We start from the raw sequence: 25,055 nt of genomic DNA on the forward strand, positions 1-25,055 counted from the left end.
CCTGTGCTTGGCTCCGCGCACCCGTCCCACCCCCTGCGGAGGAACCCATGACCCGGTTGCGCCGGACCGCCCTCACCCTCGGCGCCGCGGTGGCGCTGGCCCTGACGACCGCTCCGGCGGCCGGCACGGTCGCCGCCCTGCCCGCCGACGTCGCCCCGTGCGCCGACCCGCACGCCGGGGACGTGCACGCCGACGACGTCTCGCACGGTCCCGAGGAGGCGCGGGTCCGTCCCGGCGCCACCCGCGGCGAGCCCAACGCCGTCTCCGCCGACCAGGCCGCCGCCCTCGGCAAGCCGAAGACCCGCCCGGTCCTGCCGGCGGGCTCGGTGACGATCGAGACCGTCTTCCACGTGATCAGCCCCGCGCCGCTGTCCCCGGAGCAGAAGGCGCTGCGCGATCGGCAGATCGCCGCCCAGGTCGCCGTGCTCAACGACGCCTACGCGGGCACCGGCGCCGCCGCGCCGTCCCCCGACAGCCCGTTCCGCTTCGTGTACGACCCCGCCGACACCGACTACGTCGCGGACCCGGCCTGGGCGGCGCTGGAGCCGGGCAGCCGGGAGGAGCGGGCCGCGAAGACGGCGCTGCGCGAGGGCGGCCCGGCCACCCTCAACGTCTACGTCGCCCCGATCGGCGGCGGGCTGCTCGGCTACGCGACGTTCCCGCAGTCGGCCAAGGGGGGCCAGCTGTGGCGCGACGGCGTCGTCATCCTCGACGAGTCGATGCCGGGCGGCACCGCCGCGCCGTACAACGAGGGCGACACCGGCACCCACGAGGTCGGCCACTGGCTCGGGCTGTTCCACACCTTCCAGGGCGGCTGCACCGGCCCCGGCGACTACGTGCCCGACACCCCGGCCGAGGCCGGCCCGGCGTTCGAGTGCGAGGCCGACGCCGGCCGCGACAGCTGCCCCCGCGACCCGGGCCCCGACCCGATCACCAACTTCATGGACTACACCGAGGACTTCTGCATGAACACGTTCTCGGCCGGCCAGGTCGCCCGGATGAGCAACGCGTGGGAGGCCTACCGGGCCCCGGTGGTCTGACCTCTCCCGTGCAGGTCGCGCCGCCCGCGGGGACGCACCCCGCGGGCGGCGCGTGCCGTTCCTGTCCCCGGGCGACCGCGGCGGTCCATGCTGTCGCCCGTGACCGCCCCCTCCGTGCCGCTGCCGTGGTTCCCCGCGGCGCAGGCGCCGGGCGGCCCGCCCGCCCCGCGGCCCGCGGGCCCCGGGCTCGACCGGCTCGTGCTCGACCCGGCCGCCGCCTCGCTGGCCGGTCCCCGGGGCGAGGACCAGGACGCCGGGTACGCCGGCCCCGACGCCCTGGTGGTGGCCGACGGCGTCGGCGGCGGCAACGGCGGCGCCACCGCCGCGCGGCTGGCCGTCGCCGAGGTCACCGCACGCCTCGCCGCGGGCCGCGCGGCGGGGGAGGACGCGCTGCCCGACGCCGGCCTCGCCGCCGCGCTCGCCGCGGCCGACGCCGCCGTGCGGGCCGCCGCCGCGGCCGACCCCGCGCTGCGCGGCATGGCCACCACCTGCACCGCCGCGGTGCTCACCCGCGACGGCCGGGTCGTCGTCGCGCACGTCGGCGACAGCCGCGCGCACCTGTTCCGCGACGGCGTGCTCACCCGGCTCACCACCGACCACAGCCTCGTGCAGTCGCTGGTGGCCTCCGGGGACCTGACGCCGGAGGAGGCCGCGGCCTCCCCGATGCGCTCGATCCTGCTGCGCGCCCTCGGCGGCTCGCAGGACCCGGGGCCGGCGGACCTCATCGCCGTCGCCGCCCGGCCCGGTGACCGGCTGCTGGTCTGCTCCGACGGCCTGTCCGGCGTCGTCCCCGCCGCCACGCTGACCCGGGTGCTGGCCGCCGAGCGGCGCCCGGCGGCCGCCGCCTCCCGGCTGGTGCTGGCCGCCCTGGCCGCCGGCACCCGCGACGACGTGACCGCCGCCGTCGCCGACGTCACCCCCGCCGGCTGGTCCACCACCGCCGGCCCGGTCCTGGTCGGGGCCGCCGTCCCCGGCTGAGCTCCGGGGGTCTTGCCCGGCGGCGCCTCTCCGGGGCAGGGTTGTGACCCAGACCACACCCTGCCGACCCCGGGAGGTCACCGTGCCCGACACCGACCAGGACGGCGACCGGCCCGGGGGCCCCCGTGGGTAGGGACGTCGCCGCGGCGCCCGCCCCGCGCGAGGCCGCCCGGGTGCGCAACGTGGCGCTCGTCGGCCACGCCGGCGCCGGCAAGACCACCCTCGCCGAGGCGCTGCTCGCCGCCACCGGCGCGGTGCCGCGCGCCGGGCGGGTCGAGGACGGGACCACCTGCCTGGACAGCGACGAGGTCGAGGTCCGCCAGCAGCGCTCGGTCACCCTGGGCGTCGCCACCGTCGAGCACGACGGCACCCGCATCACGCTGCTCGACACCCCGGGCAGCCCCGACTTCGTCGGCGAGCTGCGGGCCGGCCTGCGCGCCGCCGACTCCGCCCTGTTCGTCGTCTCCGCCGTCGGCGGCGTCGACGCCACCACCGTGCAGCTGTGGGAGGAGTGCGCCGCCGTCGGCATGCCGCGCGCGGTCGTGGTCACTCAGCTCGACCGGGCGCGCGCCGACGTCGAGGAGACCGTCCGGCTGTGCCAGACGCTGCTCGGCGACGGCGTCTACCCCGTGCACCTGGTCGACCGGGGCCCCGACGGCGCCGTGCAGGGCGTGGTCAACCTCCTGCAGCCCGGCGCGCAGGCCCCCGACGCCGACCGCCTCCGCGGCGAGCTGATCGAGGGGATCATCGGCGAGAGCGAGGACGAGGCGCTCATGGAGCGCTACCTCGCCGGCGACGAGCTGGTGCAGGGCGACCTGATCAGCGACCTGGAGACCGCCGTCGCCCGCGCGCACTTCCACCCCGTGCTGTGCGCGGCACCGCTGCAGGGCATCGGCCTCGACGCCCTGCTCTACCTGCTGGTCAACGCCTTCCCGTGCCCGTTCGAGCACGGCTGCCCGCCGGTCACCCGGCCCGACGGCCGCCCGGCGCCCGCGCTGGCCTGCGACCCCGACGGCCCGCTGGTGGCCGAGGTGGTCAAGACGACGACCGACCCCTACCTCGGCCGGGTCTCGCTGCTGCGGGTGTTCTCCGGGACGCTCACCCCCGACACCCCCGTGCACGTCTCCGGGCACGGCGGCGCCGACCGCGGCCACCCCGACCACGACGCCGACGAGCGGGTCGGCGCCATCTCCTCCCCGCTGGGCGCCGCGCTGCGCCCGGTGCCCGCCTGCCCGGCCGGCGACGTCTGCGCGGTCACCCGGCTCGCCTCCGCCGAGACCGGCGACACCCTGTCCTCACCCGGCGACCCCCGCCTGGTGCCGCCCTGGACGCTGCCGGTGCCCCAGCACCCCGTCGCCGTCGAGGCCGCCTCCCGCGCCGACGAGGACCGGCTCGGCCCGGCGCTGACCCGGCTGGCCGCCGAGGACCCGACGCTGCGGGTGGAGCGCTCCCGCGACACCGGGCAGCTGCTGCTGTGGTGCGTCGGCGAGGCGCACGGCGAGGTGCTGCTCGAGCGGCTGCGCACCCGGCACGGCGTCGCGGTCACCACCGTCCCGGTGCGCGTGCCGATGGTGGAGACCCTCGCCGGGCCGGCGCGGGCCACCGGGCGGCTGGTCAAGCAGTCCGGCGGGCACGGGCAGTACGCCGTCGTCGTGGTGGAGGCCGAGCCCGGGGAGCCGGGCTCGGGCATCTCCTTCGAGCAGCGCGTCGTGGGCGGGGCGGTGCCGAACCAGTACCACGGCAGCGTGGAGAAGGGGATCCGCGCGCAGTGCGCCAAGGGCATCGAGGGCGACCGGCCGCTGGTCGACGTCCGCTTCGTGCTCGTCGACGGCAAGGCGCACTCGGTCGACTCCTCCGACGCGGCGTTCCAGTCCGCGGGCGCGCTGGCCGTGCGCGAGCTCGCCGCCGCGGCCGGCACCCGGGTGCTCGAGCCGTGGTGCGAGGTGGCCGTCGTCGTGCCGGGCGAGCACGTCGGCGCGGTGATGAGCGACCTGTCCTCCCGGCGGGCCCGGGTCACCGGCAGCGACGCCGACCCCGAGCGCGACCGCACCACCGTCCGCGCCGAGGTGCCCGAGATCGAGCTGCTCGGCTACGCGGGCGCCCTGCGCTCGGTCAGCCACGGCACCGGCTCGTTCACGCGCCGGCCGCTGGGCCACGAGCCGGCCCCGGCGTCGCTGCTCGTCCCGGCCTGACCCCTCCCCGTCCGGGGCCGGTTCCGCCATGATCGGCGGCGGACCCGGTCCCGCACGGAGGAGACGGCGCATGCCCCACGACGCCGAGCTGGCCGAGCGCGTCCGCCGTGCCCTCCCGGAGGGGCGGGAGGTCCGGGAGGTCGCCATGTTCGGCGGTCTCGCGTTCATGGTCGACGGCGCCATGGCCGCCTGCGTCTCGACCGGCGGGGGCGCCCTGCTGGCGCGGGTCCCCGCGGAGCGCGACGCCGAGTACCTCGCCCGGCCGGGGGCGCGGCGGGCGGAGATGGGCGCGGGCCGGTCGATGGGGGAGGGGTGGATCGCCGTCGACGACGCCGCGCTGGCCACCGAGGAGGACCTGCGCTCCTGGGTCGACGCCGTCCTGGAGCGCGACGCCGGGAGCGGCCGGCGCCGCTGACCGGGACGACCGCCGAGCCCCCCGGCGGGCCTCCCGGCCGGGCAGGGGCGGCGGGACCGCCGGTGCGCCGCGTCCGGGGATGTCGGCGCGGGACACTAGCCTCGGCAACGGTGTGCAGCGGGGTGGAGGAGCAGTGACGTCGTCGCAGGGGCCGTCGGCCGCAGTCCCGGCGTCCCCGGGCCGTCCCGTCCCGGACGCCGGGGCGGGCTCCACGGTGTCCGACCGCAACGAGCTGCCCGACCGGGTGTGGACCGTCCCCAACGCGCTGTCGGTGCTGCGGCTGCTCGGCGTGCCGCTGTTCCTGTGGCTGCTGCTCGGCCCGGAGGAGGACGGCTGGGCGGTCGTCGTCCTCATGGTCTCCGGCGTCACCGACTGGGCCGACGGCAAGCTCGCCCGCCTGCTCGGCCAGTCCAGCCGGCTCGGCGCCCTGCTCGACCCGGCCGCCGACCGCCTCTACATCGTCGCGACGCTGGTCGCCTTCGTGCTGCGCGACGTCGTCCCGCTGTGGCTGGTCGCGGTGCTCGTCGGCCGGGAGCTCGTCCTCGGGGGGATGCTGGTGCTGCTGCGCCGCGCCGGCTACCCGCCGCTGCAGGTGCACTACCTCGGCAAGGCGGCCACCTTCCTGCTGCTCTACGCCTTCCCGCTGCTGCTGCTGGCCAGCGGGGGCGGCGGCTGGTCGTGGGTGGCGCCGTTCGCCTGGGCGCTGACGATCTGGGGCAGCGCCCTGTACGTGCTCGCCGGGCTGCTCTACGTCGTCCAGGTCGTCGGCCTGCTGCGCGCCGAGCGCGCCGGGGCGTCCCCCGCGGGCACCGGACCCCGCCCGGGGCCGTGAGCGCGCCTGGGCCCCGGCCCCGCGGCAGCGGGCCGCGGTCGATGGGCGCCTCGCTGCTCGACCAGGTCCTCGCCGAGACCCTCGACCCCGCCTACGCGCAGGCCGCCGCCGCGCGGGCCGCCCGCGCCGCCGACGGCGCGCCCGACCGCCCGCCGTGGCGGCGCCGGCTCGGGCCGCTCGCCGTCGCCGCGACGATGGCCGCGGCCGGCCTGCTGTTCTCCGTCACCTACGACCAGGCCGCGTCCGGCGCCGAGGGCCGGGAGGAGCGGCGGGCGGCGCTCATCGAAGACATCCAGGCCCGCTCGGCCTCCACCGACGAGCTCGCCGCCGAGCTCGAACGCCTGCGCGGTGAGGTCACCGGCGCCCGCGACGACGCGCTGGCGGCCAGCGCCGTCGGCCAGCGCGCCCTCGACGACCTCGACGCCGCGGAGCTCGCCGCCGGCCTCGACGCGGTGAGCGGACCGGGCCTGGTGGTCACCCTCGCCAACGCCGAGCCCGACGCCGACGCCGACCCGGTCGGGGGCTCGGCCACCGAGGACGAGCGCGGCCGCGTCCAGGACGGCGACCTGCAGCTGGTGGTCAACGCCCTGTGGGCCGCCGGCGCCGAGGCGGTCAGCATCAACGGCCAGCGCCTGGGCCCCACCACCGCGATCCGCTTCGCCGGCGAGGCGGTCCTCGTCGACTTCCGCCCCGTCACCAACCCCTACCTCGTCAGCGCGATCGGCGACCCGGACGAGCTCCGGCCCCGGTTCCTGGGCAGCCCCGAGGTGAACGCCCTGGCGGTCATCTCCGAGTCGTTCGGCCTGCGTTTCGAGTTCGCCCAGGAGGACGAGCTGTCCGTGCCCGCCGGGGGAGTCCCCGAACTGCGATCCGCCGACCCCTACACCGGGGTGCCGGCCGAGGCCGCCGCCGGCGGGACGGGGGGCTGAGCCGTGATCCCCGTGATCGGCCTGGCCGTCGGCATCGCGCTCGGCCTCGTCCTCGACCCCACCGTCCCGCTGTGGCTGCAGCCCTACCTCCCCATCGCCGTCGTCGCCGCGCTCGACGCGGTGTTCGGCGGCGCCCGCGCCCGGCTCGACGGCGTCTTCGACGCGAAGGTCTTCGTGATCTCGTTCGTGTCCAACGTCGTCGTCGCCGGCCTGATCGTGTTCCTCGGCGACCAGCTCGGCGTCGGCGCGCAGCTGTCCACGGCCGTCGTCGTGGTCCTCGGCATCCGCATCTTCGGCAACGCCGCGGCCATCCGCCGGCACCTGTTCCGGGCATGAGCGGCGACGGGCGTCCCGGCGACCGGCCGGAGGACGCGGTGCCGGAGGAGACGGTGCCGGAGGAGACGGTGCCGGAGGAGACCGTGCCGGAGGAGACCGTGCCGGAGGAGACCGTGCCGGAGGAGACCGTGCCGGAGGAGACCGTGCCGGAGGAGACCGTGCCGGAGGAGACCGTGCCGGAGGAGACCGTGCCGGAGGAGACGGCGCCGGAGCCCCGCGACGAGGTGCCGGAGCCCCCGGCGGAGCCCGCGGAGGATCCCGAGGCCGGGACGGCGGAGGGTTCCGCCGTGGAACCCGTGGGGGAGCCCGTCGCGGCACGGGCGGCGCCGCCCCGGCGACGGCGCTCGTCGCTGGTGGCCGCCTCCCTCATCGCGGTGCTCACCGTGCTGCTCGGCTTCGCGATCGCCGTCCAGGTGCGCAGCACCGACACCGGCGAGGCGCTCGAGGGCGTGCGCGAGGAGGACCTGATCGGCATCCTCGACGACCTCGACGCGCAGGAGGAGCGGCTGCGCGCCCAGATCGCCGACCAGCGGGCCGACCTGCGCGAGCTGTCCGACAGCGACAGCCAGGCGGCCGCGGCGCTGGAGGACGCCACCTCCCGCGCCGACTCCCTCGCGATCCTCAACGGCACCGTCGCCGCGGAGGGGCCCGGACTGGTGGTCACCATCCGCGACCCCGAGGGCCAGGTGCGCGTCGCCGACCTGCTCGACGCCGTCCAGGAGCTGCGCGGCGCCGGCGCGGAGACCATGCAGATCGACGGCGTCCGGATCGGCGTCTCCACCGCCGTCACCGGCACCCCCGGCGCCCTGCGGATCGACGGGCGGCCCGTGGAGGCGCCCTACGAGGTGGTCGTCATCGGCTCGGCGCAGGACCTGCGGACGGCGATGAGCATCCCCGGCGGCGTCGTCGACCGGGTCGGCCGGCAGGGAGGCAGCGTCGACATCGAGCAGCGCGACCGGGTCGTGGTGGACGCGTTGCGGCCGCTCGACGAGCCTCAATACGCTCAGCCGGACCCCGGCGACTAGGCCGGTGGTCCCGTTCCGCACCGACCCCAGGAGACCCGCCGCATGACGACCACACCGGACGACCGCCGCTACACCGACCAGCACGAGTGGGCGCTGGTCCAGGACGGCACCGTCGTCCGCGTGGGCATCACCGACCACGCGCAGGACGCGCTCGGCGACATAGTGTTCGTCCAGCTGCCCGAGGTGGGGGAGGAGGTCGGCCCCGGCAACCCGATCGGCGAGGTGGAGTCGACCAAGTCGGTCTCCGACGTCTACTCGCCGGTGCCCGGCACCGTCTCGGCGGTCAACGAGGCGCTCGGCGACGCGCCCGAGACCATCAACGCCGACCCCTACGGGGCGGGCTGGCTGGTCGAGATCACCGTGGCCGGCGACGCCGCCGACGCCACCGCGGACCTGCTCGACGCGGCCGCCTACCAGGCGCTGGTCGACGCGTCCTGACCGCCCCCGCCGAGGCCGGCCTCCCCGGGACGATCACTATGCTGCCCCCGGGAACCGGCCCTCGGCCGGGCCGCTGGGACAGGTGTGACGTCGCCCCGACGTCCGGTTGACCCTCGGTCCGACCGCTGGTTCCATGACCAACGGCCCGCCGTGCGCCGCACGGCAGCCGACCCACGACGGCACCGACCGGACCGTCGTCCGCCGGCCGCCCGCGGACTCGCTCGCGGCGGTGCCCCCTGCACCGGAGGAGAACAGACGTGCACTGCACTCGCTGTGGCCACGACAACCCCGAGGGCAGTCGCTTCTGCGCGCAGTGCGGCGCCGCCCTCTCCCAGGAGCGCGTCGGCGAGTCGACCAGCGTCATCCCGAAGGTCGGCGGCGAGGACACCACCGACGTCCCCGAGGTGAGCGAGCCCGCCGCGGACGCCCACGCGGGCGCCGTCGAGTCGCTGCCCGCCGGGTCGGCGCTGCTGGTCGTCAAGCGCGGCCCGAACGCCGGCAGCCGGTTCCTGCTCGACCAGGACGTCACCACCGCCGGCCGGCACCCCGACAGCGACATCTTCCTCGACGACGTGACCGTCAGCCGCCGGCACGTCGAGTTCCACCGCGAGGGCGGCGGCTTCTCGGTGCACGACGTCGGCAGCCTCAACGGCACCTACGTCAACCGCGAGCCGGTGGACGTCGCGACCCTGGCCGGGGGTGACGAGGTGCAGATCGGCAAGTTCCGCCTCGTCTACCTCACCGGCCCGCGCACCGGCGAGCCCGCGGCCCGCTGACCCCCGTGCCCGGAGCGCCCGCCGGTGCGTCCGGGGACGGCGCCGACGCGCGCACGCCGCGCCTGGCCATCGGGGCGGTGCTGACCGCGCTGCGCGACGCCTTCCCCGACGTCACCATCAGCAAGATCCGGTTCCTCGAGGCGGAGGGCCTGGTGTCCCCGGAGCGCACCGCCTCGGGGTACCGGAAGTTCTCCCGCGCCGACGTCGAGCGGCTGCGGTACGTGCTCACCGCCCAGCGGGACCATTACCTGCCGCTCAAGGTCATCAAGGAGCACCTCGAGGCGCTCGACCGCGGGCTGCCGGTACCCGGTGCCGGCAGCCCGCCGGCGGCCGCCCCCGGGGCCGCGGCCTCGTCGCCCGCTCCCTCACCTGGCCCGTCGCCCGGCCCGTCGCCCGCGCCGTCGCCCTCGCAGGCGGCCGGCCCGGTGGGTGACGGCGGCGTGTCCGGCCCGATGGACGCCGACGCCTTCGCCGCGGCGGCCGGACTCGACCCGGGCCAGCTCGCCGACTGCGTCCAGTACGGCCTGCTCGTGCCCGACGCCGACGGCCGCCACCCGGCGGCCGACCTGCCGGTCGCGCGCGCCGCCGCGGGCCTCGCCCGGCACGGCATCGAGGCCCGTCACCTGCGCTTCTTCCGCACCGCCGCGGAGCGCGAGGCGGACCTCGTCGAGCAGCTGCTCGCCCCCGTCCTGCGCTCCCGCGCGGAGGACGCCCGCGACCGCGCGGCGGCCAAGCTGGCGGAGCTCTCGGCGCTGTCCGTGCAGCTGCACCGGGGGCTCCTGGAGGCGCGCCTCCGGGGTCTCCTGCCCTCTTGAGTCCGGCGTACGGTGGACAGGCCCGGGAGGCCCGCCCGTCCGCGCCGCACCGGTGACCACCCGTACCGCCGCAGCTGAGGGAGCCCCACCGTGCAGGAACTCAGAGTCGTCGGGGTCCGGGTCGAGCTGCCCGGCAACCAGCCGATCCTGCTGCTCAAGGAGACGCAGGGCGAGCGCTACCTGCCCATCTGGATCGGCGCCGTCGAGGCCGCGGCCATCGCGTTCGAGCAGCAGGGTGTGCGGCCGGCGCGGCCGATGACCCACGACCTGCTCCGCGAGGTCGTCCGCACGCTGGGCGCCACCCTCGAGGCGGTCAACATCACCGAGATGCGCGACGGCATCTACATCGCCGAGCTGGTCTTCGGCGACGACCGCGTCGTCAGCGCCCGCCCGTCGGACGCCGTCGCCCTCGCCGTCCGCACCGGCGCGCCCATCTACGGGGCCGAGGACCTGCTCGACGAGGTGGGGATCGAGATCCCCGACGAGCAGGAGGACGAGGTCGAGAAGTTCCGCGAGTTCCTCGACCAGATCTCGCCCGAGGACTTCGGCGCCGGCTCCGGGTCGGCCTGAGGGCACGGGTCGGCCCGAGCGCACGGGACGGGTGGGACCCCGGGCGCCTCGCCCGTCACACGGGTCCCACCCGCACCACGCCGGCTACAGCAGCCGCACGCACCTGCCGATACCCCTCGACCGGGGTGGTTGCGGCGACACGCCGCCCGCGTCAGTTGACCGCCCTGGTGGCCCGGCTTACGGTCGCGGACGACACCGGTGTGATCCGAGGGGAAGCGGATCGGACCGGAGTGGCCGTCGCGCCCGCGACGGCACGCGAAGGAGGACCGCTGTCGTGAGCGACCAGAGCGAGGGCTCCCAGGGTCAGCTCTTCAGCGACGCCGCCGTGGGGGTGACGGACTACGACGAGGTCGACACCGACCTCGTCGGGTACCGCGGCCCGACGGCGTGTGCCGCCGCCGGGATCACCTACCGCCAGTTGGACTACTGGGCCCGTACCGGCCTGGTCGCCCCGTCGGTCCGCAGTGCGACCGGCTCGGGGACGCAGCGGCTGTACTCGTTCCGGGACATCCTGGTGCTGAAGGTGGTCAAGCGGCTGCTCGACACCGGGGTGTCGCTGCAGAACATCCGCAAGGCCGTCGACCACCTGCGCAACCGCGGCATCAAGGACCTCGCCAACGTCACGCTGTTCAGCGACGGGGCCACGGTCTACGAGTGCACCTCCGCCGAGGAGGTCGTCGACCTGCTCGCCGGCGGGCAGGGCGTCTTCGGCATCGCCGTCTCCGGCGCGCTGCGCGAGCTGTCGGGGGAGCTCGCCGAGCTCCCGGCCGAGCGGCTCGACGGCGCCCCGCTGGTGGCCGCCGACGACGAGCTGGCGATGCGTCGCCGGCGCCGCGCCCAGCCCGCGTAGGACACCGCACCCGCGAGGGACGCCCCGCATCCGCGGGGCGTCCCTCGCGTGCGTCCCGGCCCTGGTGGACCGCTCCCGCGCGGGAAGGCGGATCCGGTCCCGGTCCTGGGGTGTCCTGCGGACTCCGGGAGGGCTGCGAGACCCCAGGAGTCCGGAGGACACCCGAGGGGTCGGACGGTGAGCGCCTCCCAGGCGCACTGATGGCGCCCCGGCTCCGGTGGACCGCCCCTCGCGCGCGAGAGGCGGGTCCGGTCCCGGTCCTGGGGTGTTCCGCGGACTCCGGGAGGGCTGCAGGACCCCGGGAGCCCGGACGACGCCCCAGGGGCCCGGGCCGGGGACCCCGCCATGCGACATGCGTCGCGGCCACGGCGGGACGGGTGTCCGAGAGCCGCTGGTAGCGTCGTGACAATGGCGGACGCAGTCGCTGGCCCTCTCCCGTCACTCCGGTCGCTGAGCCCCGCGGGCTCGTTCGCGGCCCGTCACATCGGCCCACGCGCCGACGAGACCGCCGCGATGCTCGAGGCGGTCGGGTACGACTCGCTGCAGTCGCTGGTCGACGCGACCGTCCCCGAGACCGTCCGCGACCGCGACGCGCTGAGCCTCCCCGCCGCCGCCGACGAGGCCGCCGTCCTCGCCGAGCTCCGCGAGCGGGCCGCGGCCAACCGGGTGACCGTCCCGATGATCGGCCTCGGCTACTCCGGCACCGTCACCCCGGCGGTCATCCAGCGGAACATCCTCGAGAACCCCGCCTGGTACACCGCCTACACGCCCTACCAGCCCGAGATCAGCCAGGGCCGGCTCGAGGCGCTGCTGAACTTCCAGACGATGGTCGCCGACCTCACCGGCCTGCCCGTCGCCGGCGCCTCGATGCTCGACGAGGCCACGGCCGCCGCCGAGGCGATGACGCTGGTCCGCCGCGCCGGCCGGGCCAAGGCGGGCGCGGTCTTCGTCGTCGACGCCGACACGCTGCCGCAGACCCTCGCCGTCCTCGAGACCCGCGCGGAGCCCCTCGGCATCGGCCTGCACGTCGCCGACCTCAGTCGGGGCTGGCCTGCCGACCTGCCCGAGGCCGGCGCGTTCGGCGTCCTCGTGTCCTACCCCGGGGCCAGCGGCGCCGTCCGCGACCACCGCGCCCTGGCCGAGGCCGCGCACGCCGCCGGCGCGTCGGTCGTCGTCGCCGCCGACGTCCTCGCCCTCACCCTCCTGGAGGCGCCGGGCGAGTGGGGCGCCGACGTCGCCTGCGGCAGCACCCAGCGCTTCGGCGTCCCCCTCGGCTACGGCGGCCCGCACGCCGGCTACCTGTCGGTCCGCGAGGGCCTGGCCCGCCAGCTGCCCGGCCGGCTGGTCGGCGTCTCGGTCGACGCCGACGGCGACGTCGCCTACCGGCTGGCGCTGCAGACCCGCGAGCAGCACATCCGCCGCGAGAAGGCGACGAGCAACATCTGCACCGCGCAGGTGCTGCTGGCCGTGATGGCCGGCGCCTACGCCGTCTACCACGGGCCGGAGGGGCTGACCGCGATCGCCGCCCGCGTGCACCGCAGCGCCCTGGCGCTGGCCTCGTGGCTGCGCGCCGGCGGCGTCGAGGTCGTGCACGGGTCGTTCTTCGACACCGTGCAGGCCCGCGTCCCCGGCCGCGCCGCCGAGGTGGTCGCCGCGGCCGCCGAGCGCGACGTGGACCTGCGCCTGGTCGACGCCGACACGGTCGCCGTCGCCTGCGACGAGACGACGACGCCGGACGTGCTGCGCCTGGTCGCCGAGGCCTTCGGGGTGGCGGCGGACCTCGTCGACGTGGACGCGGCCCTGGACGACGACGGCCCCGACGCGCTGCCCGACGAGCTGCGCCGGCGCACCCCGTTCCTCACGCACCCGGTCTTCTCCGCGCACCGCTCGGAGACGGCGATGATGCGCTACCTGCGCTCGCTGTCGGACAAGGACCTCGCGCTGGACCGCACGATGATCCCGCTGGGCTCGTGCACGATGAAGCTCAACTCCGCCGTCGAGATGGCCGCGATCACCTGGCCGGGGTTCGCCGGGCTGCACCCCTTCGCCCCGGCCGACCGGGCCCGCGGCTACCGGCAGCTGATCGACGAGCTGTGCACCTGGCTCGCGGAGATCACCGGCTACGCCGCGGTCAGCGTGCAGCCCAACGCCGGCTCGCAGGGGGAGTTCGCCGGCCTGCTGGCCATCCGCGGCTACCACGCCTCCCGCGGCGAGGCGCACCGCGACGTCTGCCTCATCCCGAGCTCGGCGCACGGCACGAACGCCGCCAGCGCCGTCATGGCCGGGATGCGGGTGGTCGTGGTGGCCTGCGACGAGGCCGGCAACGTCGACGTCGCCGACCTGCGCGCGAAGATCGACCAGCACGCCGACCGGCTCGCGGCGATCATGATCACCTACCCGTCGACGCACGGGGTGTTCGAGACCGAGATCCGGGAGATCTGCGCCGCGGTGCACGACGCCGGCGGCCAGGTCTACGTCGACGGCGCCAACCTCAACGCGATGGTGGGGCTGGCGCGGCCGGGCCGGTTCGGCTCCGACGTCAGCCACCTCAACCTCCACAAGACGTTCTGCATCCCGCACGGCGGCGGCGGGCCCGGTGTCGGCCCGATCGGCGTCCGGGAGCACCTGGTGCCCTTCCTCCCCGGGCACCCGCTGGTGGAGACCGGCGGGCAGGGCCCGGCGGTCTCGGGGGCGCCGTTCGGGTCGGCCGGGATCCTGCCGATCTCCTGGGCGTATCTGCGGCTGATGGGCCCCGATGGGCTCCAGCGCGCCACCGAGCACGCGGTGCTGGGCGCCAACTACCTCGCCGCCCGGCTGCGCGAGCACTTCCCGGTGCTCTACGCCGGGGAGAACGGGCTGGTCGCCCACGAGTGCATCCTCGACATCCGGTCGCTCACCCGGGCCACCGGGATCACCAACGACGACGTCGCCAAGCGGCTGGTCGACTTCGGCTTCCACGCCCCGACGATGAGCTTCCCGGTGGCCGGCACGCTGATGGTCGAGCCCACCGAGAGCGAGGACAAGGACGAGCTCGACCGGTTCGTCGCGGCGATGGTGACCATCCGCGGCGAGATCGAGCGGGTCGCCAGCGGGGAGTACGACCGCGAGGACAACCCGCTGCGCAACGCGCCGCACACGCTGAAGATGCTGGCCGGGGAGTGGGCGCGGCCCTACCCGCGGTCGACGGCGGTGTTCCCGGTGTCCTCGCTGACCACCCGTGGCTACCTGGCGCCGGTGCGCCGGATCGACCAGGCCTTCGGCGACCGCAACCTGGTCTGCTCCTGCCCGCCGCCGGAGGCGTTCGCCGAGCCGGAGCCCGCCTCCGTCCCGCGGACGCACGTGCCCGACCGCGGTGAGGGCGCCCCCGACGACCTCGGCACCGCCGCCGACGTGGTGGGCGCCCCGGCCTGACGGAGGGCCCCGCTGCCCTCACGCCTCGCATGCGCAGGCGGAGGGCCCGTGCAGCGGGGCCGTTCCCTCACGTCACGGGGACCCGTCCGGACGCCGAGGCGATGCCGAGCCAGGTGTGCCGGTTGCCCGCCCAGCACCAGCCGACCTTGGGCGCGTTGCGGCGCTCCCGGCCGTCGCGGCCGGTGCCGTTGCTGATCCACAGCGCCGGGGTGCGCGCGTCGAGGGAGCCGTTCGCCCGCCGCAGCCGCGAGCCGACGGTCATCGTGCAGGCGCTGCGCTCCAGCACGTCCGGGCACTGCAGCAGCCAGGTGAGGCCCTCCGCCAGCGTGAGCGGCGAGCGCCCGCCCGCCCGGATCCGCGGCAGCGCCTCGTCCGGTGTCACGTTCAGGTACTCGTCGCCGCGGTCGGGCCCGCACAGCAGGTAGGCGGGGCCCGGCGGTGGCTCGGCGCCCGGGACCGGCGCGAAGTCGTCGAGGTCGGTCATGTCGACCACGACGAACGCCGGCCGGTCCCGCCAGCGCACCCCCGGCACCAGCGCCGACGGCGGCACCAGCGCGGGGTCGAGCACCAGCAGCGCGTCGTCCGTCACGGCCGAGGCAGCGGCCCCGGCCGCCGACCGCAGCTCGGCGGCCGTGAGCCCGGCGCGCTCGTGCAGGCCGAGGGCGACCAGCCGGTCGGCCTGGGCGGGAGCCGGGGGGAGGGTGAGCGAGGTGGTCGGCACGGGGACCTCCGGGGGAGGGAGCGGCGGCGGACCGTCCGGCAACGACCAGAGGCGCGGTCCGGTTCCGACCTGTGGCCGGTGACGCCGCTGTCGGCCGGGAGGACCATCGGCCCATGGGAGTGTCGCGGTCGAGCAGCAGGCGGCGGGTCCGGGCGGCGGGGGCGGCGCTGGCCGCGGGTGCCCTGCTGACGGCGGGCTGCGCCGGCGTCGGCGCCCGGGACCCGGGGCCGCTCGCCCCGGCGGCGGCCACCGAGGAGCCGACACCCTCCGCGACACCGTCCGCGACACCGTCCGCGACGACCTCCCCGACGCCGTCCGAGACCGCCCCCTCACCGACGCCGTCCCCGAGCCCGGCCGAGGAGCCGGGCGGCGGCGGCGAGCTGCGCGACCGGCTGCTCCCGGCGGAGGCGTTCGGCGCGGACGCCACCGTCGTCACCGTCACCACCGACCAGCTCGGCACCGCCGGCGGCGGCTGGGGAGGGTGGGGAGGCTGGGGCGGCGGCTGGTACGGCGGCTGGTACGGCCCCTGGCACGACGACGACACCGACGGGGACGGCGACGGCGACGGCGACGGCGACCGGTGGGACGAGTGGTCCGACGCGGTGACCGTGGAGCCGCCGGAGTGCGCCGCCGCCCTGGACGCGCTGCCCGCGCTCGACGGCCTCCAGGACTCCCTCAGCGTGGCCGCCCAGGTGGCCCGGACGCCGTCGACGCAGACGGTGGAGGCGATCGGGGAGTCCCCGGCCCTGGCGGACCTGCAGCTCCCGCTCGACCGGCTGCTGGCCGACTGCGCGTCGGTCACCACCAGCGGGCCGTGGGGCTGGAGCGCGACGGCCGAGGTGGCCGCCCTCGACGCGCCCGCGCTGGGAGAGCAGAGCGCCGCCGTCCGGGTGACGGTCGACGCGGAGGGCCGGGACCCGCGCAGCGTGCTCGTCGGCGTCGTCCTCGACGGCACGCGGGGGCTGCTGCTGGCCCAGTCGGCGGCGCCGGACGCGGCCGATCCCGACCCCGCGGCGTTCACCGCCCTGCTGACCGACGCGGCCGGCGCGGCGTTCGACTGACCTCCCGCGCCGGCCCCCGGCGGAGGGTCAGGCGCTGACGAGGCCCGCCGTCCGCCACTGGTGGTGGTCGGCGACCGCGCGGCCGTCGGGCAGCAGCTCGCCGTCGTCGTCGAAGAGGACGACGCCGTTGCACAGCAGGCTCCAGCCCTGCTCGGGGTGGCCGCTCACGACGGCCGCGAGGTCACGGGCGTCGCTGGTCGCGTCGGGGCAGGGGGTGGGGTGTACGCACATCGGAGGCTCCCGATCTGTCCGCCGCGGACGGCGGCGGTGTGACGGTTCGTGGTCGTCCGGTCACCGGACGTCTCCGAGTGTGCGCCCGCTCCTGCCGCCCGTCAGGTGACGGAACTCACGACGTCACCCGCCCGGGTCGTCATACCTCGCCATGCCCGCACGCCCCGCCGACGTCCCGCTCGACCCGTTATCCCCAACATGTGACCGCGCCCGCCGCGAGCACGGGACGGGCAACGAGGGGGAGGGGTCAGAGCTTGCGGAGCAGGATGCGCCGCACCGAGTGGTCGGCGGACTTCTGCAGCACCAGCCGGGCCCGCGAGCGCGTCGGCGCGATGTTCTGCCGCAGGTTCGGCCCGTTCACCGCCGCCCAGATCGACAGCGCGGTGGCGCGGGCGTCGTCGTCGCTGAGGTCGGCGTAGCGGTGGAAGTAGGCCGAGGTGTCGGCGAAGGCGGTGCGCCGCAGGGCGAGGAACCGCTCGACGTACCACTGCTGGATGTCGGACTCGCCGGCGTCGACGTAGACGGAGAAGTCGAAGAAGTCCGACAGGAACACCTCCGGCACCCGGCCGTCGTCGCGGCGGCCGGCCTGCAGCACGTTGAGCCCCTCGAGCACGAGGATGTCGGGCCGGTCGACCAGCTGCCGCTGCCCGGGCAGCACGTCGTAGGACTGGTGGCTGTAGACCGGCGCGCTCACCTCGCCGCGGCCGGACTTGAGGTCGGCGAGGAAGCGGATCAGCGCCCGCCGGTCGTAGCTCTCCGGGAAGCCCTTGCGCGACATCAGCCCGCGCTGCTCGAGGACGGCGTTGGGCCAGAGGAACCCGTCGGTGGTCACCAGGTCGACGCGCGGGGAGTCCGGCCCGGCGGCGAGCAGGGTCTGCAGCAGCCGGGCGGTGGTGGACTTGCCGACGGCGACGCTGCCGGCGACGGCGATGACGTAGGGGACCTTGGCCGTGGTGTCGCCGAGGAACCGGCTCTGCGCGGCCCACAGGCGCTGGCTGGCGGTGACGTGCAGGCGCAGGAGCTCGGCCAGCGGCAGGTAGACGGTGGCGACCTCGTCGAGGTCGATGCGGTCGCCGAGGCTGCGCAGCGCGCGCAGCTCGGCCTCGTCGAGCGGGAGGGTGCCGGAGCCGGCGAGGGCGCGCCACGCCTCGCGGTCGAACGCCGCGTAGGGCGAGATCTGGGGCCGGGTCCCTGCCGTCACGCGGCCCATCGTGCCGCCCGGGGGCCGGTGCCCCGACCGGCGGGTCACCCGCCCGGGCGCACCGGGGTGTGATCCCGGGTCCGCCGGGGGCCGGGACGGGCCGCCGCGTCTAGGGTTCCGGTGTGCCGACCCGCCGAGGGCTGCTCGACTGCGTCGAGCGGTACGCCGCCGCCGCGCCGCTGCCCGACACGCGCGTCGTCCCGGTCGGCGGGCTCGACGTGCCGGTGGGCTCGGCGGCCTGGCCCCACCCGGCCCGCCCGCGCCGCGGCGCCGGCCGGGTGACCGCCGCCGACGTGCGCGCCGCCGTCGAGCTGCAGGAGGAGGCCGGGCTGCCGGCCGCCGTCGAGTGGGTGACCCAGCGGACGCCGTCGCTCGGGGCCGCCGCCCGTGAGGCGGGCCTCGTGGTGTCGGAGTTCCCGCTGCTGGTGGTCGACGACCCGGTGGAGCTGCTGCTGCCCCCCGGGGTGCGGCTCTACCTCGTGGGGTCCGAGGACCCGGCGCTGCCGCACTACCAGCACCTGCTGGAGACCGGCTTCGCCCCGCACGCCGACGACGCCCACCCCGACGACCTCGAGGGCCCCTCGGCCGCGCGGGCCGAGGTGCTGCGCGAGCGGGTGGCCACCGGCCGCACCGTCGTGATGGTGGCCCTGGAGGACGGGCAGCCGGTGGGGGTGGGCTCGCACTCGCCGGTCGACGTCGACGGCAGCGAGATCACCGAGATCGTCGGGGTGGCGAGCTCCCCCCGCCGCCGCGGCCGGGGCGTGGGCGCGGCGCTGGCCTCCGCGCTGGTCGCGCAGGCCCGGGAGACCGCCGAGCTGGTCTTCCTCACCGCCGGGGACGACGACGTCGCGCGGGTGTACGAGCGGGTCGGCTTCGCCTGGCTCGGCGCCACCGGCGTCGCGGCCCGCCCGCCGGGTCCCTGAGCCGCCGGGTCCCGGGTGGGGGAGCTCAGGCGCGGGGCGGCGGCAGCGCGGCCGCGGCCGCCGACAGCGCCGCGCGGGCCTGGTCGTAGGACACCGACCGCGGCACCTCGCTGAGCAGCACCACCACCCGGTCGCCGCTCACCGCGACCGAGTGCAGGTGCCGGTTGCCGTCCACGCAGCACATCCAGCCCTGCTTGACCGCGGGCATCCCGGGCAGCGTGCCGAAGGCGCCGAAGCGCTGGTCGAAGCCGTCGGCCGCCAGCGGTGTGGCGGTGCGCATCCAGGCGAGCAGGGTGGCCGCGTCGGCGGGGGCGGCCACCCGGGGCAGCTCGGCGAGGAAATGGGCGAGGTCGCGGGCGGTGGTCGTCGTCTCGCCCCACTGCGACGGGTCGGCCGGCGGGGCGGTGCCGGTCAGGCCGTAGCGGGCGGCGACGTCGCGCACCATGCGCGGGCCGTCGAAGCGCACCCACAGCTCGGAGGCGGCGGGGTCGTCGGAGCTGCGGATCATCTCCTGCAGCAGCCGCCAGTCGCGGCCGTCGAGGGCCACGGTGCCGGCGCGGGCGCGGTGCAGCATGTCCTCGGCGAGGAACAGCTTGACCATCGAGGCGGTGGGGAACGGGCGGTCCGCGGCCGCGCCGTTGTCGGCGGTGCGCCGGCCCGTCCGGGCGTCCCCGGCGTCCAGGGCGCGCCGGGTCAGGCCCGCCGAGGGCTCGGCCTGGACGGCCAGCGCGACCGCCAGCGTGCCGGGCACCGTCCACGCGCCGGCGACCACGGGGATGACCTCGGCCGCCGGCGGCCCGGCCGCCGCCCGCCCCGGGGCGCCCAGCAGCGACCCCAGGAGGAGCAGGACGGCGGCCGGGACCAGCAGCGCGCGTGCCGGCCGGCCGGCACGGGGTGGCGCCACTGCTTGAGCGCTCATGGACCCGGGATACCCGGCGCCGGGCCGCGCGCACCCGTCCGGGGCGGACGGTGTCGTTCCGGCTGTGCGCGCGGGCTACTCCTGCGTGTAGGTGACCACCAGCGTCGCCCGGGCGAGGGTGTGCCCGAAGAGGTTGAAGCCGTGGAAGGCCGGGGTGGCGTCGGCCGGCACGCCCATGTCCTCGGTGTCGAGCGCGTGCACCACGACGAAGTAGCGGTGCGGGCCGTGCCCGGCCGGGGGAGCGGCACCGACGTAGCCCGGGAAGCCGCCGTCGTTGCGCAGCTGGCGGGCGCCCCCGGGCAGGCCCGACCCCTCCTGGTCGCCGGCGCCCGAGGGCAGCTCGGTGACCGACCCGGGGATGCCGGTGACGACCCAGTGCCAGAAGCCGCTGCCGGTGGGGGCGTCGGGGTCGTAGACGGTGACGGCGTAGCCCCGCGTCCCCTCGGGCGCGCCCGACCACGACAGCTGGGGCGAGCGGTCCTCGCCGCCGGCGCCCATCACGCCGCTGACGTGCGGCATCGGCATGACCTCGCCGTCGGTGAGGTCGGCGCTCGTCACCGTGAACGACGGCACGGGCGGCAGGAAGTCGTACGGGTTCGGCGGGACGGGCCGGTCGGCCATGGCGGTCCTCTCCTCGGGCGCTCGGGCGGGCGGGGCGCGCGGACGCGCCACCCCGCGCCGACCCTAGGCAGCCGCCGTCCCCGGCGCCCTGCGACCACCGCGTGGGTGATCGCGCGGGTGAACTCGACGCGCCGGTCCGCCGCCGCCGTGGGTAGCGTCGTCGCGTGCTCGGACTCCCGGACCGCATCCGCGCCTGCCTCTTCGACATGGACGGCGTCCTCACCCGGACGGCGACGGTGCACATGGCCGCCTGGAAGCGCACCTTCGACGAGTACCTGCGCTCCACCGACCCGCGGGCCGTCGAGTTCACCCAGCTCGACTACAACCGCTACGTCGACGGCAAGCCCCGCGCCGACGGCGTGCGCGACTTCCTCGCCAGCCGCGGCATCACCCTGCCCGAGGGCACGCCGGAGGACCCGCCCAACGCCGCCACGGTGCACGGCATCGGCAGCCGCAAGAACGAGCTGCTGCTCGCCGAGCTGGCGGAGAACGGCGTCGAGGTCTACCCGGCGTCGATGACCTACCTGCGCGCGGTGAAGGAGGCGGGCCTGGCCACCGCCGTCGTCACGGCCTCGGCCAACGGCGAGCAGGTGATCGCCGCCGGCGGGTTCGCCGACCTCATCGACGCCCGGGTCGACGGCGTGGTCACCGCCGCGCAGGGCCTGCGCGGCAAGCCCGCGCCCGACACCTTCCTCGCCGGCGCCCGCGCGCTCGGCGTGGAGCCGAGCGAGGCCGCCGTCTTCGAGGACGCGCTGGCCGGTGTGGCCGCCGGGCGGGCGGGCGACTTCGGCCTCGTCGTCGGCGTCGACCGGGTGGGGCAGGCCGACGCGCTGCGCGAGCACGGCGCCGACGTCGTCGTCACCGACCTGGACCAGCTGCTGGGCGGGGAGGCCCGGTGACCGAGGGGCGGCCGGACTTCCCGGTCGAGCCCTGGGCGCTCACCGAGATCGGCCTGGACCACGCCTCCCTCGGCGTGCACGAGTCGGTGTTCGCCCTCGCCAACGGGCACATCGGCATGCGCGGCTCGTTCGAGGAGGGCGAGCCGATCGTCGTCCCCGGCACCTACCTCAACGGCTTCTTCGAGGAGCGGCCGCTGCCCTACGCCGAGGCCGGCTACGGCTTCCCCGAGCAGGGGCAGACGGTCGTCAACGTCACCGACGGCAAGCTGGTGCGGCTGCTGGTCGGCGACACCCCGCTCGACCTCGACTACGGCGAGATCGTCGAGCACCGGCGCACCCTCGACCTGCGCCGCGGCGTGCTGCGGCGGGTCACCGAGTGGCGCTCGCCCAACGGGCGCACGGTCAAGGTCACCAGCACCCGGCTGGTGTCGCTGCGGCGCCGCTCGATCGCCGCCATCGAATACTCCGTCGAGTGCACCGACAACCGCGGCGACCTGTACGTGGCGCTGCAGTCGGACCTCCTGGCCAACGAGCCGGTCGACAGCGGCACCGAGGGCGACGACCCGCGCGCCGCCGCCGCGCTGCGCCGCCCGCTGGTCAACGAGCTCGCCGTCGGCCGCGGCCAGCGGGCGGTCCTCGTGCACCGCACCCGCCGCAGCAAGCTGCTCATGGCCGCCGGCATGGACCACGTCGTCGACGTCCCCGACACCGCCACCGAGGACATGGAGGCCGGCGAGGACCTCGCCCGCTTCACCCTCGCCGCCCGGCTTCCCCAGGGCTCGTCGCTGAAGCTGGTCAAGTACCTCGCCTACGGCTGGAGCTCCCGCCGCTCGGCCGCCGCGCTGCGCGACCAGGTGGAGGGCGCCCTGGCGACGGCGAAGCTCGCCGGCTTCGAGCGTCTGCTGCGCGAGCAGAGGGAGGTCCTCGACTCGCACTGGGCGCTGGCCGACGTCGAGATCGAGGGCGACGACGAGCTGCAGCAGGCGGTCCGCGTCGGCGTCTTCCACGTGCTGCAGGCCTCGCTGCGCGCCGAGCGCCAGCCCGTCCCGGCCAAGGGGCTCACCGGCCCCGGCTACGACGGGCACACCTTCTGGGACACCGAGACCTACGTGCTCCCCGTGCTCACCTACATCGCGCCCGACGCAGTCCGCGACGCGCTGCGCTGGCGGCACTCCACCCTCGACCTGGCCCGGGCGCGGGCCAGCGAGCTCGGCCGGCAGGGCGCGGCGTTCCCGTGGCGGACCATCCGCGGCGAGGAGACCAGCGGCTACTGGCCGGCGGGGACGGCGGCCTTCCACATCAACGCCGACATCGCCGACGCCGTCGTCCGCTACTGGCACGCCACCGGCGACGACGAGTTCGACCGCGACTTCGGCACCGAGCTGCTCATCGAGACCGCCCGGCTGTGGGCCTCGCTCGGGCACTTCGACGCCGAGGACGGCTTCCGCATCGACGGGGTGACCGGCCCCGACGAGTACACCGCGGTGGTCGACAACAACGTCTACACGAACCTGATGGCGCAGCGGAACCTGCGCGAGGCGGCGCGGGCGGTCGAGCGGCAGCCCGACGTCGCCGGGCGGCTGCAGGTCACCGAGGAGGAGGTCGCGTACTGGCACCGGGCCGCGCGGCTCATGCGGGTGCCGTGGGACTCCCGGCTCGGGGTGCACATGCAGTCCGAGGCGTTCACCCACCACGAGGAGTGGGACTTCGCCGGGACGCCGGCCTCGCACTACCCGCTGCTGCTGCACTACCCGTACTTCGAGATCTACCGCAAGCAGGTGGTCAAGCAGGCCGACCTGGTGATGGCGCTGCACCTGCGCGGGGACGCCTTCACCCACGAGGAGAAGGTCGCCGACTTCGCCTACTACGAGGCCCGCACGGTGCGCGACTCGTCGCTGTCGGCGGCGCAGCAGGCCGTCGTCGCCGCCGAGACCGGGCACCTCGAGCTCGCCTACGACTACTGGGGCGAGGCCGCGCTCACCGACCTGCAGAACCTGCACGGCAACGCCGGCCACGGGCTGCACATCGCCTCGCTGGCCGGTGGCTGGACGGTCGCCGTCGCCGGGTTCGGCGGCATGCGCGACCACGACGGCCGGCTGCTGTTCGCTCCGCGGCTGCCCTCCCGGATCAGCCGGCTGCGGTTCCGGCTGGCCTACCAGGGGCGCACCGTGGAGGTGGCGATCGAGAAGGAGCGCACCACCTACCGGCTGCTCGACGGCGAGCCGCTCGACGTGCACCACCACGGCCGCCGGGTCACCGTCGACGAGGCCGAGCTGACGCTGGACAACCCGCCCGCGCCGGAGGTGGAGCCGGTGCGCCAGCCGCCGGGCGCGTCCCCCCGCCGCCGCGGCAACGGCCGGCGCGACTAGCGGTCAGCCGAGCACCCGGCCCAGGCGGGCGACCGCCTCCTGGAGCCGGCCGGGCGGGGAGGCGGCGTAGCCGAGCACCAGCCCGGCCGGGCCGGGGCGCACCCGGTGCCAGGACAGCGGGTGCACCAGCACCCCGGCCTCCCGCGCCCGGCGGGCCAGCACGGTGTCGTCGAGCCCCGGCCGGCCGGGGAAGGTGAGCAGCAGGTGCAGGCCCGCCGCCACCCCCTCGACCCGCGCCCCGGGCAGGTGCGCCCGCACGGCGGCGACGACGGCGTCGCGGCGGGCCCGCTGGCGGGTGCGCACGCGGCGCAGGTGCCGGTCGTGCGCGCCGGAGGCCAGCAGCTCGGCCAGCACCAGCTGGGGCAGCACCGGGCCGCCGAGGTCGGCGGCGTGCCGGGCGGCGACCAGCTCGGCGTGCAGGTGCGGCGGCGGCACCGCCCAGCCCAGCCGCAGCCCCGGCGCCAGGCTCTTGGAGACGCTCCCGGTGTGCAGCACCGACCCGGGCGCGGCGGCCTGCAGCGCGGCCACCGGCGGCCGGTCGTAGCGGTGCTCGGCGTCGTAGTCGTCCTCCACCACCAGCCCGCCGGTGTCCCGGGCCCAGGCGAGCACCGCGCGGCGCCGCGCGGGGGAAAGGACGACGCCGGTGGGGAACTGGTGCGCCGGGGTGAGCAGCACCGCGCCGGCGCCGCTGGCGGGCAGCTCGGCGGCGACCAGGCCCTCGGCGTCGACCGGGACCGGGACGGTCGGGACGCCCCGGTAGGCCAGCGCCTCGCGGGCGCCGCGCGACCCGGGGTCCTCGACGGCGACCGCGGTCCCGGCGCCGGACGCCGCGTCGAGCAGCGGGCCGAGCAGCGCCAGCGTCTGGGCCACCCCGGCCACGACCACCAGGGCGTCGGCGTCGGCGCGCAGCCCGCGGGTGCGGGCCAGCCAGGCGGCGAGCACCGTCCGCAGCCGCGGGTGGCCGCGCGGGTCGCCGTAGCCGAGGTCGGCGTCGCTCGCGCCGGCCAGCACCGCCCGCTCGGCCCGCACCCAGGCGGCCCGTGGGAACGCGGCGAGGTCGGGGACGCCGGGGGAGAGGTCGAGGTCGACGCCCTCGGGCACCGGCGCGGGCAGCCGGGGGACGTCGACCGGCGGCAGCGGGCTCACCGCCACGAGGGGGGCCGGGCGCGGCGCGGGGGAGGCCGGCACCGTGCCGGCGACCACCGTGCCCGCGCCGGTACGGGCGACCACCAGCCCCTCGTCGGCCAGCCGCCGCCACGCCTCGACGACGACGCCCCGGGAGGCGCCGAGGTCGCGGGCGAGCACCCGGGTCGGGGGCAGCGCCGCGCCGGGCGCCAGGCGGCCCTCGGCGACCGCCGCGCGCACCCGCTCGACCAGCCACGCGGTCAGGCCGTGCGGCGGCGCCTCGTCGCGGCGCAGCTGCAGGAAGTCGGCCCCGCCGGATCGGTCCACTGGATCTGCTCCTCATCGGACCTGTCCACCGGTCCGCTCGGCGGTCAGGGT

The 25,055-nt window shown here is 76.8% G+C and carries 24 protein-coding genes; 18 read left to right on the forward strand and 6 right to left on the reverse strand.

All coding sequences use genetic code 11. The features are described from left to right. The first annotated feature begins 47 nt into the window (after window positions 1-47). From WA616_RS00680 to gcvP, 14 genes are all read left to right on the forward strand, one after another. Entirely contained in the window at window positions 48-1,040 is a 993-nt protein-coding gene (locus WA616_RS00680; RefSeq protein WP_336026388.1) for a zinc metalloprotease, read from the forward strand. Between the two features lie 99 nt (window positions 1,041-1,139). After that, window positions 1,140-2,018: a PP2C family protein-serine/threonine phosphatase gene (locus WA616_RS00685; protein ID WP_336026390.1), complete on the forward strand. Its 879-nt coding sequence runs from the start codon at window positions 1,140-1,142 to the stop codon at window positions 2,016-2,018. A gap of 125 nt (window positions 2,019-2,143) precedes the next feature. Then, window positions 2,144-4,210, forward strand: coding sequence for an elongation factor G-like protein EF-G2 (locus WA616_RS00690; protein WP_336026392.1), 2,067 nt, complete (start codon window positions 2,144-2,146; stop codon window positions 4,208-4,210). Window positions 4,211-4,280: 70 nt separating this feature from the next. After that, window positions 4,281-4,625 carry a TfoX/Sxy family protein gene (locus WA616_RS00695; RefSeq protein WP_336026394.1) on the forward strand — a complete coding sequence of 115 codons (345 nt, stop codon included), beginning with the start codon at window positions 4,281-4,283 and terminating at the stop codon, window positions 4,623-4,625. A 214-nt stretch (window positions 4,626-4,839) separates the two neighbouring features. Next, window positions 4,840-5,457, forward strand: a complete 618-nt coding sequence (locus tag WA616_RS00700; RefSeq protein ID WP_073420655.1) for a CDP-alcohol phosphatidyltransferase family protein — start codon at window positions 4,840-4,842, stop codon at window positions 5,455-5,457. Further along, window positions 5,454-6,386, forward strand: a complete 933-nt coding sequence (locus tag WA616_RS00705; RefSeq protein ID WP_336026395.1) for a DUF881 domain-containing protein — start codon at window positions 5,454-5,456, stop codon at window positions 6,384-6,386. Before WA616_RS00700 ends, WA616_RS00705 begins: the two co-directional genes overlap by 4 nt. A gap of 3 nt (window positions 6,387-6,389) precedes the next feature. Next, window positions 6,390-6,722, forward strand: a complete 333-nt coding sequence (locus tag WA616_RS00710) for a small basic family protein (protein WP_073419795.1) — start codon at window positions 6,390-6,392, stop codon at window positions 6,720-6,722. Beyond that, on the forward strand, window positions 6,719-7,747 hold the full coding sequence (locus tag WA616_RS00715; protein WP_336026397.1) for a DUF881 domain-containing protein: 1,029 nt from the start codon (window positions 6,719-6,721) through the stop codon (window positions 7,745-7,747). Before WA616_RS00710 ends, WA616_RS00715 begins: the two co-directional genes overlap by 4 nt. A 42-nt stretch (window positions 7,748-7,789) precedes the next feature. Next, window positions 7,790-8,185 (forward strand): glycine cleavage system protein GcvH, encoded by a 396-nt coding sequence (gcvH, locus tag WA616_RS00720; RefSeq protein ID WP_073419796.1) that lies wholly within the window; start codon window positions 7,790-7,792, stop codon window positions 8,183-8,185. 257 nt (window positions 8,186-8,442) lie between these two features. Further along, window positions 8,443-8,961, forward strand: a complete 519-nt coding sequence (gene odhI / locus WA616_RS00725; RefSeq protein WP_175562821.1) for an oxoglutarate dehydrogenase inhibitor Odhl — start codon at window positions 8,443-8,445, stop codon at window positions 8,959-8,961. Window positions 8,962-8,966: 5 nt separating this feature from the next. Continuing rightward, complete coding sequence (gene ftsR, locus WA616_RS00730; protein WP_336026401.1) at window positions 8,967-9,776, forward strand: transcriptional regulator FtsR; 810 nt, start codon at window positions 8,967-8,969, stop codon at window positions 9,774-9,776. 90 nt (window positions 9,777-9,866) lie between these two features. Then, window positions 9,867-10,346: a bifunctional nuclease family protein gene (locus tag WA616_RS00735; RefSeq protein ID WP_073419798.1), complete on the forward strand. Its 480-nt coding sequence runs from the start codon at window positions 9,867-9,869 to the stop codon at window positions 10,344-10,346. 274 nt (window positions 10,347-10,620) lie between these two features. Continuing rightward, window positions 10,621-11,196, forward strand: coding sequence for a MerR family transcriptional regulator (locus WA616_RS00740; protein ID WP_073419799.1), 576 nt, complete (start codon window positions 10,621-10,623; stop codon window positions 11,194-11,196). Window positions 11,197-11,604: 408 nt separating this feature from the next. After that, window positions 11,605-14,607 (forward strand): aminomethyl-transferring glycine dehydrogenase, encoded by a 3,003-nt coding sequence (gene gcvP / locus WA616_RS00745; RefSeq protein ID WP_336026404.1) that lies wholly within the window; start codon window positions 11,605-11,607, stop codon window positions 14,605-14,607. 67 nt (window positions 14,608-14,674) lie between these two features. On the opposite strand, the gene WA616_RS00750 is transcribed toward gcvP, so the two are convergent. Further along, a complete protein-coding gene (locus tag WA616_RS00750; RefSeq protein ID WP_336026405.1) occupies window positions 14,675-15,328 on the reverse strand; it encodes a DUF5701 family protein in 654 nt (217 codons plus the stop codon). A gap of 113 nt (window positions 15,329-15,441) precedes the next feature. Between WA616_RS00750 and WA616_RS00755 the strand changes: the two genes are divergently transcribed. Continuing rightward, window positions 15,442-16,389, forward strand: coding sequence for a hypothetical protein (locus tag WA616_RS00755; RefSeq protein ID WP_336026406.1), 948 nt, complete (start codon window positions 15,442-15,444; stop codon window positions 16,387-16,389). Window positions 16,390-16,416: 27 nt separating this feature from the next. Here the strand turns inward: WA616_RS00755 and WA616_RS00760 are convergent, their stop codons facing one another. Continuing rightward, entirely contained in the window at window positions 16,417-16,620 is a 204-nt protein-coding gene (locus tag WA616_RS00760; RefSeq protein WP_073419803.1) for a DUF5999 family protein, read from the reverse strand. A 247-nt stretch (window positions 16,621-16,867) separates the two neighbouring features. Continuing rightward, window positions 16,868-17,830 carry a type I pantothenate kinase gene (gene coaA / locus WA616_RS00765; RefSeq protein ID WP_073420659.1) on the reverse strand — a complete coding sequence of 321 codons (963 nt, stop codon included), beginning with the start codon at window positions 17,828-17,830 and terminating at the stop codon, window positions 16,868-16,870. Window positions 17,831-17,943: 113 nt separating this feature from the next. On the opposite strand from coaA, the gene WA616_RS00770 reads away from it, so the two are divergent. After that, on the forward strand, window positions 17,944-18,744 hold the full coding sequence (locus WA616_RS00770; protein WP_336026408.1) for a GNAT family N-acetyltransferase: 801 nt from the start codon (window positions 17,944-17,946) through the stop codon (window positions 18,742-18,744). Between the two features lie 25 nt (window positions 18,745-18,769). On the opposite strand, the gene WA616_RS00775 is transcribed toward WA616_RS00770, so the two are convergent. Together WA616_RS00775 and WA616_RS00780 are read right to left on the reverse strand one after the other, a co-directional pair. Beyond that, window positions 18,770-19,663, reverse strand: coding sequence for a serine hydrolase (locus WA616_RS00775; protein ID WP_336026410.1), 894 nt, complete (start codon window positions 19,661-19,663; stop codon window positions 18,770-18,772). A gap of 75 nt (window positions 19,664-19,738) precedes the next feature. Then, the gene (locus WA616_RS00780; RefSeq protein WP_336026412.1) at window positions 19,739-20,284 is read right to left on the reverse strand and encodes a YbhB/YbcL family Raf kinase inhibitor-like protein; all 546 of its coding nucleotides are present in this window, start codon (window positions 20,282-20,284) and stop codon (window positions 19,739-19,741) included. A 164-nt stretch (window positions 20,285-20,448) separates the two neighbouring features. On the opposite strand from WA616_RS00780, the gene WA616_RS00785 reads away from it, so the two are divergent. Both WA616_RS00785 and WA616_RS00790 read left to right on the forward strand, forming a co-directional pair. Further along, window positions 20,449-21,183: an HAD family hydrolase gene (locus tag WA616_RS00785; RefSeq protein ID WP_336026413.1), complete on the forward strand. Its 735-nt coding sequence runs from the start codon at window positions 20,449-20,451 to the stop codon at window positions 21,181-21,183. After that, window positions 21,180-23,552: a glycoside hydrolase family 65 protein gene (locus tag WA616_RS00790; RefSeq protein WP_336026415.1), complete on the forward strand. Its 2,373-nt coding sequence runs from the start codon at window positions 21,180-21,182 to the stop codon at window positions 23,550-23,552. The genes WA616_RS00785 and WA616_RS00790 overlap by 4 nt, the downstream gene beginning before the upstream one ends. 3 nt (window positions 23,553-23,555) lie before the next feature. Here the strand turns inward: WA616_RS00790 and pdxR are convergent, their stop codons facing one another. Beyond that, window positions 23,556-25,004, reverse strand: coding sequence for a MocR-like pyridoxine biosynthesis transcription factor PdxR (pdxR, locus tag WA616_RS00795; RefSeq protein WP_336026417.1), 1,449 nt, complete (start codon window positions 25,002-25,004; stop codon window positions 23,556-23,558). Window positions 25,005-25,055: the final 51 nt, after the last annotated feature.

The sequence above is a fragment of the Geodermatophilus sp. FMUSA9-8 genome (genome assembly GCF_037034165.1).
GTDB classification, from domain to species: Bacteria; Actinomycetota; Actinomycetes; order Mycobacteriales; family Geodermatophilaceae; genus Geodermatophilus; species Geodermatophilus nigrescens.